Raw genomic sequence first — 13473 nt, 5'->3', positions numbered from 1 at the left:
CTTCTTCTCCACGCTAGCGCGGGCGGCCGTCGTCACCGGGCCAGTACCGACGAGCCCGGGTCGGCCTGCTCATCGGTGACGGTGGTCGTTGGGGGCGAGACGGGGACCGAAGCGGGGAGCGCGGGCGCCGGCGAGGAAGGCGAGCTTGCAGACCCGGTGACGCTGGCCTGCGTAGGGCGCGAGGAGTCCGAGCATCTGCTCGTCGGTACTGCGGGCACGTCCGGTGAAGTAGTGCCCGATGTGATTGGCGAGGTGGTAGTCGCCGACGGAGACGGCGTCCGCGTCGCCGTTGGAGCGCTGGAGGGTCTCGGCCGCGGTCCAGATGCCGATGCCGGGCACCGTCATGAGTCGCTCGAAGGCCTGCGGGCTGGTCATCGCCGAGGCCTCCTCGAGTCGCGGTGCCAGGCGGACGGCGCGCAGGATCGTCGAGGCGCGCTTCGGGTCGACCCCGGCCTTGTGCCACTCCCAGCTGGGCACCGCGGCCCAGGCGCGGGCTGAGGGCATCACGTACAGGTCTGGGCGGGGTCCGGGCGCCGGGGTGCCGTGGCGCCGGACGAGGTAGCGCATGCCCCGCCGTGCCTCGGTCACCGTGACCTTCTGCTCCATGATCGCGGGTACCAGGGAGTCCAGGACGAGGCCGGTGGCGCACAGCCGCAGGCCGGGGTGGCGGCGCTGGACCTCGCGCAGCGGTCCGGGCGGCAGGACGAGCTGCTCGGGGGCGTCATTGCCGCCGAGCAGGGTTGGCAGGCGCTCCAGGATCCAGTGGGCGGCCTCGCCCCAGGCCTGCGCGGAGACCTCGCTGGCGGCGGGGCGGGCGGTGACGCGCAGGGTGCCGGTGCCGGCCGGGGTGCGGAAGGTGCGCCAGAGTTCGCCGGTCGACCACGCGGAAACGGGGTCGCCGGCGCCGCGGTGCAGCGGGCCGAGGGCCTGGGCGAGGTCGAGCGGGAACGGCGGCCGCCAGGTGCGACGGATCGGTTCCAACGGTCCGGCCTCCTCGCGCTGTGTGCCCCTGCCGCCGGGGTGCGGCATGCCGGGACAGTACCGCACCGGTGGGGCTGTGACCTGCAGTAACGACCTTCGATCGAACGGGTGACCGATTTAATGAGAGATGCGATTCCGCTTGCTCATTTTCGTACGCATGTTCGATGCTGGGGGTGTGAACGCAACCCTCGCAGCGCTGGCCCCCCGGCTCCAGCTCTCCCGTCCCGGACCGCTGGTCCCGGTGCTGCCCGCCCTGGAGGACCTTCTCCCGGAGCGGGGGCTGCGCCCGGGCGCCGTCGTGTCGGTGACCGGCGGCGCGACCGCGCTGGTGCTCGCGCTCGCCGCCGCCGCGACGACGTCCGGCCTGTACTGCGCGGCGCTCGGCTTCGACGGGATCGGGGCGCTCGCGGCAGCGGAGCTCGGCGTCGACATCGGCCGCCTGGTGGTGGTCGACGCCCCACGCGAACGGCGGGCCGAGGTCGCGATGGCACTCGCCGACGGATTCGGGATCATCCTTCTGAACGGCGCCCCGCCGCCCGGTCCGGTCGCCGAGCGCCTGGTCACGGTGGCCCGGCGCAGCGGGTGCGCGGTGGTGGTGGCGGGGCAGTGGCCGGGGGCCCGGGTGCGGCTGCGGGTGGTGGCGCGGCACTGGGAGGGGCTGCGGCAGGGGCGGGGCCGGCTGCGGGCACGGCAACTGGTGGTGGAGGCCGGCGGGCGGGGCGCGGCTGCGCGCGAGCGCCGGGTCGGCCTGTGGCTTCCGGACGCGCAGGGTGTGGTCCGCGCCGTCGAGCAGCCGGCCGGCACTGTGGGCGGGATGGACCGGCCGGTGCTCACGGATCGGGCTCCGCTGGTGGTGGTGTGAGATGGGCGAGGACGTGGCGCGGCTGATGGTCGGCTGGGTTCCGGACTGGCCCGTGGTCGCGGTACTCGGTGAAGAGCCGGAGCCGGGACGGCTGGCGGCGGTGGCCGAGCACGGCCGGATCCTGGCCGCGAGTGGTGCGGCCCGCGCTGCCGGGGTCCGCGGTGGGCAGAAGGTGCGCTCCGCCCAGTCCCTGGTCGCGGATCTGACTATCTTCGACCGGGACTTGGACGCCGAGGCACGCCGGTTCGAGCCGGTCGCGGATGCCGTCGGCGCGCTGGCCGCGCACCTGGAGGTGGTGCGCCCGGGGCTGCTGGCGCTCGCGGCCGCCGGTGCGGCGCGCTTCCACGGCGGCGAGGACGTGCTGGCCGAGCGGGTGATGGACGCGGTCGAGGCCGCCGGGCATCCCTGCTGGGTCGGCGTCGCCGACGGGTTGTTCGCCGCACGGCTGGCCGCTCGCACGCAGCGCATCGTCCCCGAAGGGGAAAGTGCCCGTTTCCTGGCTCCGTACCCGGTGGCCGAGCTGGGGGACCAGAGGCTGGCCGACCTGCTGGGCCGGCTCGGACTGATGACGCTCGGCCAGTTCGGGGCCCTGTCGGCCGCGAGCGTGGCGGACCGCTTCGGCCAGGCGGGCCTGCTCTCGCACCGCCTGGCGCGCGGCCTGGAGGCCAGGCCGGTCGTTGCCCGGCCGCCGGGGGTGGACCTGACAGCCGAGGAACGGTTCGAGGAGCCCATGACGCTCGCCGAGCCGATGGTCTTCCACGCACGTGGCCTCGCGGAGCGCCTGCACGCAGGCCTCGCCGCAGCAGGCCTGGCATGCGAACGCGTCGAGGTGGAGATCGAGTGCGCCGACGGCACCACCGCCGGCAGGGCGTGGCGCCACGAGGGTGTCCTGTCGGTCGGGGCGGTCGCCGAGCGGGTGCGCTGGCAGCTGCAGGCCTGGCAGCAGCGCGCCCTGTTCGACGAGCGGGCGGGCGGGGTGACGGTGCTGCGCCTGGTTCCCGACGGTCTGGTGCGCGACCCGGGCCGTCAGCTCTCCCTCATGGACGGTGACCAAGAGGCGCGGGAGCGCGCGGAGCGGGCGGTGGCTCGCGTGCAGGCGATCCTCGGTCACGGCGCGCCGGTGACCCTCGACCTGGCCGGCGGCCGGGCACCGGGTGACCGGGTGGTGCGCACCCCGTGGGGCGACGCCCATCAGGAGCGCCGTGCGGACGGTCCCTGGCCCGGGCGGCTTCCCGCGCCGTCCCCGACCCACGTGCCGCCGACGCCGTCGGCGGTGCGGCTGCTGGACGCTGACGGACGCGACGTCGAAGTGACCGCTCGCGCCGAGGTGCGCTCGGCCCCGGCACGCCTGGTGCTGCCCGGCGACAGCGCGCGGGTGGTGGGCTGGGCCGGGCCGTGGCCGGAGCAGGAACGCTGGTGGGACCCGGAGCAGGCACGGCGCACCGCCCGGATTCAGGTCGTCGTCGAGGACGGGCGCGCCTTACTGCTGGCCGTCACGGGCGGGCGCTGGACGATCGAGGGCGACTACGACACCTGACACCCGCTCACCTGCCGGCACCGCCGGCCCTGTCCACGACCGAGAACCACCACCTGGACGAGCACGATGGGCTTCACCAACCACCCCCACACCCCCTGGGGCGAGCTGCACCGCCGCCTGGCCGGCGCCCCGCAGCCCCGCGGTGACCGTACGGTCCTTCCCTTTCCCGGCCCGGGCCCGCAGGCCGAGCCCGCCCCTCCACTCCGGCCCGCCGCGCCGCCGGCCGGACCGGGCTGGGCAGAACTCCACGTCCACACCACCTACTCCTTCCTCGACGGCGCCAGCGACCCGGCCGCCCTCGTCGACGAGGCCGCCCGCCTCGGCATCGAGACCCTCGCCGTCACCGACCACGACGGCCTCTACGCAGCCCCGGTCCTCGCCGCCGAAGCCCGCCGCGCCGGCATCAGCACGGTCTTCGGCGCAGAGCTGACGCTGGACGCAGCGCTCGCGCCCACCGGTGTTGCGGACCAGGACGGCGAACACCTCCTGGTACTGGCCCGCGGCGCCGAAGGCTACCGCCGCCTCGCCAAGGTCATCGGCGACGCCCACCTCGCCGGCGGCCAAAAACGCCGCCCCCGCTACGACCGCGACCTCCTCGCCCACGCCCACCAGGGCCACTGGGCCGTCCTCACCGGCTGCCGCAAAGGCGCCGTACGCCGCGCCCTGGACACCGAAGGCGAAGCCGGCGCCGAACGCGAACTGCGCGCCCTCGCCGACCGCTACGGCCACCACAACCTCTACGTCGAACTCACCGACCACCGCATGCCCGGCGACGACGACCGCAACGACACCCTCGCCACCCTCGCCACCCGCCTCGGCCTGCCCCTCATCGCCACCACCGCCGCCCACCACGCCTCCCCCGCCCAACTACGCCTCGCCCAAACCCTCGCCGCACTGCGCCAGAACCGCTCCCTGGCCGACGCCGAGCCCTACCTTGCCGCCGCCGGCGCAGCCCACCTGCGCTCCCCGCAGGAGATGGCCGCCCTCCTGACCCCCTGGCCCGGCGCCCAGCAGGCCACCGTCGACCTCGGCCGCGCCTGCGCCTTCGACTTCCGCGACCTCGCCCCAGCCCTTCCCGGCTTCCCCGTCCCCGACGGCCACACCGAGGCCACCTGGCTGCGCCACCTCACCCTGCGCGCCGCCGCCGAGCGTTTCGCGCCGGACAACGAGAAAGCCCACCGCCAGATCGCCTACGAGCTGCAGGTCATCGACCAGCTCGGCATGGCCGGCTACTTCCTCATCGTCCACGACATCGTCGACTTCGCCCGCCGCACCGACATCTGGTGCCAGGGCCGCGGCTCGGCCGCCAACTCCGCCGTCTGCTACGCCCTCGGCATCACCAGCGTCGACCCGATCCACTACGGCCTGCTCTTCGAACGCTTCCTGTCACCCGAGCGGGACGGACCACCCGACATCGACCTCGACATCGAGCACCGCCGCCGCGAAGAGGTCATCCAGTACGTCTACGACACCTACGGCCGCGACCACGCCGCCCAGGTCGCCAACGTCATCACCTACCAGCCCCGCCTCGCGATCCGCGACGCCGCCCGCGCCCTCGGTTACGCCCCCGGCGACCTCGACCGCTTCGCGCGCGAGACCGGCTGGCACGAGATGCCGCCCCCTGACGCCCCGGTCCCGGCGGACGTGCGCGACCTCGCCGCCCAGCTGCGCGGACTGCCCCGTCACCTCGGCATCCACTCCGGCGGCATGGTCCTCACCCGCGAGCCGATCGCCGAGACCTGCCCCACCGAGTGGGCCACCATGCCCGGCCGCTCCGTCCTCCAGTGGGACAAGGACAGCTGCGCCGAAGCCGGTCTGGTGAAGATCGACCTGCTCGGCCTCGGCATGCTCTCCGCCCTCCACGACGCCTGCGACCTGATCGCCGAACACCACGGCGTCCGCCACGACCTCGCCACCATCCCCTCGGACGACCCCGCCGTCTACGACATGCTCTGCCGCGCCGACACCGTCGGCGTCTTCCAGGTCGAGTCCCGCGCCCAGGCCACCGCACTCCCACGGATGCGCCCGCGCCGCTTCTACGACCTCGTCGTCCAGGTCGCCCTCATCCGCCCCGGACCCATCCAGGGCGGATCCGTCCACCCCTACATCCGCCGCCGCAACGGCCGCGAGAAGGCCACCATCCCGCACCCCCTGATGGAGCGAGCGCTGAAGAAGACTCTCGGAGTGCCGCTGTTCCAGGAACAGATGATGCAACTGGCCATCGACTGCGCCGGGTTCACTCCCGCCGAGGCCGACAAGCTGCGTCAGGCGATGGGCTCCAAACGCTCCCACGAGCGGGTCGCCGAGCTGCGCGAGCGCCTGCTCACGGGGATGGCCGAGCGCGGCATCCCGTCCGAGGTCGCCGAGGATGTCTACGGCAAGATCGAGGCGTTCTCCGGCTACGGCTTCCCCGAGAGCCACGCTGCTTCCTTCGCCCTGCTGGTGTACGCGAGTGCCTGGCTCAAGCACCACTACCCGGCCGCCTTCACCTGCGCTCTGCTGGCCAACCAGCCGATGGGCTTCTACTCACCGCTGACCCTGGTCGCCGACGCCAGACGCCACGGCGTCACCGTCCTGCCCGCCGACGTCAACGCGAGCGACGCCCAGCCCACCCTCGAGCCCGACCCCGCCGGCACCGGCGACGCGGCAAGCGGGCCGGCGATCCGCCTCGGCCTCGCCGCCGTCCGGGGCCTCGGCACCGAGCAGGCCGACGCGATCGCCGCCCACCGCCCCTACGCCGACCTGGAGGACTTCGCGCGCCGCACCGACCTACCCGCACCCCTCCTCGAAGCCCTCGCCACCGCCGGAGCGTTCGCCGGCCTCGGCGTGACCCGCCGCCAGGCCCTGTGGTCGGCAGGCCTGCTCGCCCGCACCAGCGACGGCATGCTCCCCGGCACCGCTCCCGCCCTCACCGCCCCGGCCGGCCTCACGGAGATGACCGCCATCGAGGAGACCATCGCCGACCTGTGGGCGACCGGTACCTCCGCCACCGGCCACCCCGTCCAGCACGCCCGCTCCCACCTGGACCGGTGCGGCGCGCTCACCGCCGCCGGCTTCAAGACCGCCGCCGCCGACGGCGCGCTGGTTGCCGTCGGCGGACTCGTCACCCACCGCCAGCGCCCACCCACCGCCGGAGGCGTCCTGTTCATCTCCCTCGAAGACGAGACCGGCCTGGTCAACGTCGTCTGCCAGCCGCACGTGTGGGAACGCCACCGGCGCACCGCCACCCAGGCCGCCGGCCTGCTCGTCCACGGCACCGCCGAACGCCGCGACGGCGCCGTCAACCTCGTCGCCACCCGCCTCACCCCACTCACCCTCGCCCCCGGCGCCCGCAGCCGTGACTTCCGATGACCACACACGACAACAACCGCGTTCCCGCAGGTCACCGCACCAACCCGGGTGACCATTCATCCCCAAACGGGATACAGTCCCCCCGAACGACCGAAAGGGCACCACGATGGACGACACCAGCATCCCCCGTGCCCGCAGTGGCCGGCCCAAGGGTGTCCGCGTAGGCGACGACGGGCTGACCGAGCGCCAGCGCCGGGTGATCGAAGCGATCCGGACCTATGTCCAACGTCACGGATACCCGCCGTCCGTCCGCGAGATCGGCCAAGCCGTGGGACTGTCCAGTTCCAGCTCGGTCGCCCATCAGCTCGCCAGGCTCCAGAAGCTGGGCCTGGTCGCCAAGGACCCGCACCGGCCCCGCGCCTACTGCCTCCTCAATGACGACCCCGGCCCCATGCCGCAGCCCGCTCAGATCGGCGTCTCCGTACCGCTGGTCGGCCGGATCGCCGCCGGCGGCCCAATCCTCGCCGAGCAGACGATCGAGGACCAGATCACTCTCCCACGCCGACTCGTCGGCGGCGGAGAGCTGTTCGCCTTGGAAGTGTGCGGCGACTCGATGATCGAGGCGGCCATCGCCGACGGGGACACCGTCGTCGTGCGCCGTCAGCCCGTTGCCGAAAACGGCGACATCGTGGCCGCCATGATCGACGACGAGGCCACCGTGAAACGCCTCAAGCGCGAGGACGGCCGCACCTGGCTGATGCCGGACAACCCCGCCTACGAACCCATCAACGGCGACAACGCCACCATCCTTGGCAAGGTCGTCGCCGTCCTGCGCCGCCTCTGACCCACCACAGCCCATACCTGCGGACGTCCGCGGTTCGTCCCGATCTCCTGGGGACGCTCACGAGTCCGCCGTGGCGTGCCCGGGTCGCGGTGTCGGCCGACCGGCCGCATCCGGCCCCACGACGGGTCCGGCCACCTGCACCCTGGAAGCATGAGTCCCCGGGGATCCGCGCAGGTGAGACTGCCGCACGTCGAGCCGATGCTCGCCACGGCCGGCCCACTGCCATCCGGGCCGGGGTGGATGGGAGAGGTGAAGTGGGACGGGGTGCGGTGCGTGGCCTACGTGCCCGAGGCCGCGCCGGTCCGGCTGCTCGGCCGCCACGGCACGGACTTCACCGACCGGTTCCCGGAGGTGGCCGAGGCCCTGACGCTCCGCGGGCCGCTAATCCTGGACGGCGAGCTCGTGGTCATGCGCGCAGGCCGCCCCTCGTTCGCTGCGCTGCAGGGTCGTGTCCACCGCACGAGCCCCGCCGCAGTACGGGCCGGGGCAGCGAATACACCGGCCTTGTTCGTCGCGTTCGACCTCCTGCACACTGCGGACCGGTCACAGCTCACGGAGCCGTACGTGCGGCGGCGCCAACTGCTGGAGAACCTCGAACTGGAGCGGCCGGGCCTGCGGGTGCCGCCGACGTGGGACTCGGTCGCCGAGGCGTTCGGCTGGACACGGGAGCACGCACTGGAAGGTGTCGTCGCCAAACGGTCCGACTCCCCGTACAGGCCGGGCGCACGCTCCCGAGACTGGATCAAGATCAAGCATCTGAGGACCGCCGACGTCGTGATCGGCGGCTGGCTGCCCGGCCCCGGCGAAGCGTCGGTCCGCGCGGTCCTGGTCGGCGTCCCACTCGAAGCCGAAGGCCCGCTGACATTCGTCGGCTCGGTCGGCACCGGCTTCGCCGGAGCGGAACGCCGCGCCCTCGCCGCCGTCCTGCGGCGCATCGACTCCCCGGTATCCCCGTTCACCGCCGCCGGGCTGGGACTGCCGCGAGGCACCATCGTCCGATTCGTCCGCCCCGAGCTGCGCGCCGAGGTCGAGTTCCTCGAACTCACCGACGCCGGCCGCCTCCGCCAGCCCGTGTGGCGCGGCCTGCGCTGAACCGGCTCTGGCCGCGGCCGATGTGAGCGGTCGCGATAGCTGTCACCTGGTCGCGACGTCTGTGACCGTACCCCTACCGAATCCCGCTCCAAGAGGAATTGGGCTCTGGTCGTAGTGCCGTGAGGGACGCTGCGGAGGTCGCTACCCAGCAGCCACGACCTGGCCGGCCGTGACCTGGGGAGGATTAGGGAGCAGTGACGCGAGGCTGTCCCGCACGAAGTCCGCCGCCCTCTGGATCGGGTGGGCCGTGAGGCGTGGTCCTACAGCTTGATCTGACCCGTCAGCCACCATTCGAGGTACTTGACCAGGCTGGGTGCCACCCAGGTGCGGCTGTCGTCATCGTGGTTCCAGACGAAGACATCGGGCCGGTCGATCCTGGGGAGGAGCGCGAACAGGTCTCCGTTCCCCGCGTCCGCGAAGAAGAGCAGTGGCTCGAACGGCATGTACAGGGTGGCGAGCTCGGTGTCCTCGCGAAGGGTCTGGTTCTCGGAGGCGATGCGCTCGGCCGACCAGATGAGCCCGTCTCCGTACTCGCCCTCGATGCCGTCGCTTTCGCGGAGCAGCGCGACCAGGTCCGCAGGCAGTGGGTGACCGAGGATCGTGGCACAGCGGATCAGTGAGGACTCCGATGCAGGGGGCTGGAGGACCGCTGTGACGGACAGGGCCGAAACGGCTTCGGTCCACATAGTTGGTTCGACCTCCATGAGCCGGGGCCCGTGATCGAGCCGACCTGTAACCCCGTCAACGTGGGCCGAGGACCGCGACTCGACCAGCGTGACTGATCACCGAATGAACAGTACGGTCCCGGCCGAGTCAGCCGCTCGCCGGCCGTAGGGCATGGCGGGACAGCTCTTAGCTAGTAGCAGTCAGCGCGATCAAGGCGGGCAGAAGGCGCAGCCCGCGGGAAGCGCCTGGTAACAACTGCCTCGATCAAACACACCGCGCCGCCCGGGGCCGTCCCCATGGCCAAGGCCCGGCCGATTCATACCCCGGGGGCTCACCGACCGGTAGCCCGGGCATCGCGCTCCGTGCAGTTGTGGCTTCCCGGCGGTCCCGGGTGTGTCCGCTCTGGCATGAATGCCCGTTCAGGCACTGTGTGCCGGGGAGGTGGACGAGCCGGGTTGCGGGAGGTTTTGAGTTTCGTCCGGTTGGCACTTGCGCTGGCCGATTTGAGCGGGGCGTCTCAGCTTCAGGCCGTTTTCCGGTGGCGTTCGACCGAACTTGCGCCACCGTCGATCAGTACTGACCGTGTCTGGGCACTTATGGGATTGAACGGTCGTATCGGCGGTTCGTTTACGTGATGAATGCTCGACTCAGCGTGTCGGACAGGGGGGTAGGGTCCCCGTACGGATGAGCCCCGGACCAATGGCCTGGTAACCGGGGCCGGGGCTCAGCCGCTGACACATCATCACGACCAAGGAGTTCCGATGACTCTTGACCGCAGTGGCCGACGGGCTCTCATGCTCCCGGCGGCGGGATGCCCCGAAACTAACATGCCTGATCTGCGCGCCCGTGAAACCCGGCAGGTCGTTGACTGCTGGGCAATGTTGAGGTTCGGGCTTCTGGTGGCCGTTCCGGGAGCGATGGCCATCGTCATTCACGGACAGGCGCTCTCCTGCGGCGGGGCCCTTGCCCTGGCCGGCGCCGGCGCCGTCGCCAACCGCTCCTACGTCTGCTACCAGCGGCGCAGCCTCTGAGATGCCGCCGGGCCCGGGGTTCACCGTGCCGGTTCTTCCGCGCCGGTGCCCCGGGCCAGCCGTCGGCTCCCGCCCTGGGACATCAGACGCTTTTCGCACGCGCGACTGCGTCAGATTCCTCTCCGCTGCGTTGCAAACCGCGCAGCGGTCTCACCCTATAGCGCGAATTTTCAGTTGGAGGACGACCCGCAGATGTCCGAGACCCGGCAGATCATGGTGTGTCAGCAGTGCGACAGCGACTTCACGCGGACAAGCGCGAAGGGCCGACCGCAGCGCTTCTGCACCCCGCGGTGCCGCGCGGCCTCCAGTCGCGCGGCAGCGCGGCGTGCCGCGGCGGGTGGCCCCCAACCAGAACGCGGCCTCTACGACGTGACCGTCTCCAGGCTGTCCCATGAGGTCGTGACCCAGGCCCGCAGGCTGCAGAGGCTCGCCGACTCCCAGGACGACCGCCCCGGTCCCTGCGCCGAACTGGAGCTGCTGACCATGCTGCGCAGGGAGCTCGAGGCGCTCACGGCCGCTGTGGTGCTTCAGGCCCGCGAGCGGAAGGTCAAGTGGGCCATGGTCTCGGAGATCCTCGCCGTCAGTCCGGGTACGGCCCGCTCGCGATGGTCGCCGGAGAACGGCAGCCGCGCCCTGCAGCACCACGGGGATCGCCAGCGGACCGCGGCCCAGGCCGCCAGGCGACGCGGCGCCAGCAACCGCCGACGCCGCGCCCCGGGCGACCACGCCCTTCCGGTGGTCAGCTCCACCGACCCCGAGGCCCAGCTCACCAGCGCCCTCTCCCATCTGCAACGGTCCTCGGGCAAATCCATGAGCCGCATCGCCGACGAGACCGACCTCTCGACCTCGTTCGTTTCCCGGCTCATCTCCGGTGAGCGCTTCCCCTCGTGGCCGACCGTCGAGCACCTCGTGACCGCGTTGGGCGGAGTACCCGAGCACGTCCGGCCACTGTGGCAGGCGGCGCGCGGAGAAGGGATCTCCCGGCCCTTCCTGCCGGGCCTGCCAGGCGCCCGCCGGTACGCCACCGCCGGCCTCCAGGCAGCCGTCCAAGGCCTCTACCTCGCCTCGGCATGCCCTCCCGAACAGGAAGTCGTCAGTCGGGCCACCCGGCACGTGACCGTCTCCCAGGTCGCCTCCGTCCTCGACGGGCGAGGCGTGGAGTCCTGGTCGATCGTCTCCGCGGTGGTGGAAGCCCTCCGAGGCCACCCCGACCAGGTACGCCCCTGGTGGGAGCGCGTCCAGCTCTCCCTCGACCCCCGCTGGACACCGCAGGAGACGGCCTCGACCCACAGCGCCGGCGCCTTCGGCTGATTGTTGCCCGTCCTAGTTCTACCCACCGCCCCGTGCCTGATCCCGGGGAGACCCATGCCGACTGCACCCTCCCACCAGCCCGCCCGCCCCGCCGTGACCAACCGTTTTCCCGAGATCGGCCTGCGCGCCCTCTACGACCTGTATCACCAGCGCTATCTCGATTACGCTCACCTTCTCCTCGGCCCCACGGACGCCCACCTCGCCGTGCGAGCCTCCTTCGAGTACCTCGCCGAGAATTGGCCCGACATCCTGGGCGCCGCCAATCCGGCCGCATGTATCTGGCAGGCCGTGCGGCAACGGATCCACCTCCTCGCCGGAGCGAAGCCCCTACGACCCGTCGCCCACCTGCAGCCGGCCACGCAGGACACCGTCCTCCTGCATCTAGCCCTCGGCCTCCCGGTGCAGGACGTGGCGGCCGTGACGGGAGCCGACCCTGCCCAAGTACGAGCTTGCCTGCGCGCTCTCCGCTCACAGCCAGAAGACAACTGACGAAGTCGCCGGTGCGCACCGAAACCGGTGGAGGCGGCGCGCCAGTGCGTGGCCGCCCACACCGCTTCAGCGCAACCGTGCGGGCCGAGCCCCACGCCACCGCGCACCGACCGCGCATCGCCGAGCTGTGGCTGCCTGACCAGAACGGCGCCGTCACCCCTGCGGCGGCAGGCCCTCCGGTGTGCCCGTCACTCGTTGCGGTCGCGAGATCCAGAATTCATGGGATTTATCCATGAAACATGGATAGGATGCACTATATGACGCTCAGCACGTTGGAAACGCTGCGGATCACGGTGGCCGCGCTGCGGCAGCGCACCGGGGAGAGCCAGGCGCAGCTGGCTGTGGCTGTCGGGCTGTCGCAGGACAAGGTGTCCCGTCGTCAGTCCGGTGCGCAGCCGTGGTCGATCGATGAGGTCGACCTGCTGGCGCGGCACTGGGGCATGGAGCCGCTCGACCTGTTGGCCGGGCCCACCCACGCCGCGAACCGTCTGAAGTGGCCGCCCGCGCGGCGCCGGTCCAGGGCCGCCGCGAAGGGAGTCGAGCAGTGAGCCCGGCCGATCCGAACAACCCGAACGAGGCCGCCCGCCTGACGCAGCAGCTGATCGACCAGGGCTACACCAAGCGCCAGGTCGCCAAGATGCTCGGCCGCGACGCCTCGCTCGTCAGCCAGTTCTTCACCAAGGGCAAGGGCAAGGCGTTCGTCGGCGCGCTGCGCCAGGTCGTCCGCGCGGTGCGCGGCGGCGAGCGAGACACCGAGGCACTCGGCGCCGTCGCCCAGGAGAACGTGGAGCGACGCCGCACCAAGACCGGGCAGAAGGCCCGAGTGCGCGGTAAGGACGTCGTGGGCGAGGCGGGCGGCAGCATGGCCGGCCGCGCGGGGAAGCAGGCCATCAAGTCCGGTGCGAGCCACCTCGCGCCCGTGGTCCACGAGACCGGCCAGGCCGGTGGCCGCCTCGCCTTCACCGTCCGGATGAAGGCCGACCAGTACGTCTACAGCGCGGGCTCGGAGAAGGACTCCGGCGGCATCCGCCGCGGCTTTACCCCGCGCTCCGACGGCACGGAGGAGCGTACCTACGGCTCTGCCTCCACGGGTGGCTTCGACGCGGCCGAGTGGTCCCAGCGGGTCGCCGACCACCACGGCGACGTCACCGAGGCGATGCGGGAGTGGCTGGTGGAGACCGGCCGCGCCGTCGAGGACGCCGACATCACCTACCTCGAGGTACGCGGCTGGATCCCCGAGGACCAGCAGTAGATCCGGTCGGCCTCTCCCCATCCATGACCTGGCCCCGGGGAGAGGCCGCCCGCCCCGACCCTCCCACAGCTCCGCCCGCACCGGCCCCGCCGTCTCACCATCCGAAGGAGAAGCACC

11 protein-coding genes are annotated in these 13473 nt (G+C 72.2%); 9 read left to right on the top strand and 2 right to left on the bottom strand.

Translation table 11 applies throughout. The annotated features are described in order from the left end of the window. Positions 1 to 69 precede the first annotated feature (69 nt). On the bottom strand, positions 70 to 1029 hold the full coding sequence (locus tag ACZ51D_RS41475; protein ID WP_465665476.1) for a DNA-3-methyladenine glycosylase family protein: 960 nt from the start codon (positions 1027 to 1029) through the stop codon (positions 70 to 72). Positions 1030 to 1156: 127 nt separating this feature from the next. Here ACZ51D_RS41475 and ACZ51D_RS41470 point away from each other — a divergent pair, with 127 nt between their 5' ends. The 5 genes from ACZ51D_RS41470 to ligD all read left to right on the top strand — a co-directional run bounded on the left by ACZ51D_RS41470 (position 1157) and on the right by ligD (position 8607). Next, entirely contained in the window at positions 1157 to 1843 is a 687-nt protein-coding gene (locus ACZ51D_RS41470) for a hypothetical protein (RefSeq protein ID WP_465665474.1), read from the top strand. A gap of 1 nt (position 1844) precedes the next feature. Beyond that, complete coding sequence (locus ACZ51D_RS41465) at positions 1845 to 3380, top strand: DNA polymerase Y family protein (RefSeq protein ID WP_465665472.1); 1536 nt, start codon at positions 1845 to 1847, stop codon at positions 3378 to 3380. A 66-nt stretch (positions 3381 to 3446) separates the two neighbouring features. Then, positions 3447 to 6731 carry an error-prone DNA polymerase gene (locus ACZ51D_RS41460; RefSeq protein ID WP_465665470.1) on the top strand — a complete coding sequence of 1095 codons (3285 nt, stop codon included), beginning with the start codon at positions 3447 to 3449 and terminating at the stop codon, positions 6729 to 6731. Positions 6732 to 6837: 106 nt separating this feature from the next. Beyond that, entirely contained in the window at positions 6838 to 7515 is a 678-nt protein-coding gene (lexA, locus tag ACZ51D_RS41455) for a transcriptional repressor LexA (RefSeq protein ID WP_465626442.1), read from the top strand. Positions 7516 to 7665: 150 nt separating this feature from the next. Next, positions 7666 to 8607 carry a non-homologous end-joining DNA ligase gene (ligD, locus tag ACZ51D_RS41450; RefSeq protein WP_465665468.1) on the top strand — a complete coding sequence of 314 codons (942 nt, stop codon included), beginning with the start codon at positions 7666 to 7668 and terminating at the stop codon, positions 8605 to 8607. 260 nt (positions 8608 to 8867) lie between these two features. Here ligD and ACZ51D_RS41445 read toward each other — a convergent pair whose 3' ends face one another. Then, positions 8868 to 9293 (bottom strand): SMI1/KNR4 family protein, encoded by a 426-nt coding sequence (locus ACZ51D_RS41445; RefSeq protein WP_465665466.1) that lies wholly within the window; start codon positions 9291 to 9293, stop codon positions 8868 to 8870. Between the two features lie 1380 nt (positions 9294 to 10673). Here ACZ51D_RS41445 and ACZ51D_RS41440 point away from each other — a divergent pair. The 4 genes from ACZ51D_RS41440 to ACZ51D_RS41425 all read left to right on the top strand — a co-directional run bounded on the left by ACZ51D_RS41440 (position 10674) and on the right by ACZ51D_RS41425 (position 13356). Next, positions 10674 to 11615: a helix-turn-helix domain-containing protein gene (locus ACZ51D_RS41440; RefSeq protein WP_465665464.1), complete on the top strand. Its 942-nt coding sequence runs from the start codon at positions 10674 to 10676 to the stop codon at positions 11613 to 11615. A gap of 54 nt (positions 11616 to 11669) precedes the next feature. Next, positions 11670 to 12104, top strand: a complete 435-nt coding sequence (locus ACZ51D_RS41435; RefSeq protein ID WP_465626450.1) for a hypothetical protein — start codon at positions 11670 to 11672, stop codon at positions 12102 to 12104. A gap of 257 nt (positions 12105 to 12361) precedes the next feature. Continuing rightward, positions 12362 to 12652, top strand: a complete 291-nt coding sequence (locus ACZ51D_RS41430; protein WP_465665462.1) for a helix-turn-helix domain-containing protein — start codon at positions 12362 to 12364, stop codon at positions 12650 to 12652. After that, on the top strand, positions 12649 to 13356 hold the full coding sequence (locus ACZ51D_RS41425) for a helix-turn-helix domain containing protein (RefSeq protein ID WP_465665460.1): 708 nt from the start codon (positions 12649 to 12651) through the stop codon (positions 13354 to 13356). The genes ACZ51D_RS41430 and ACZ51D_RS41425 overlap by 4 nt, the downstream gene beginning before the upstream one ends. Positions 13357 to 13473 lie beyond the last annotated feature (117 nt).

This window comes from Kitasatospora sp. NPDC033851 (assembly GCF_055576085.1).
Note: the sequence above shows the minus strand (reverse complement) of the source record. Positions and strands in the feature narration are given on the sequence as shown.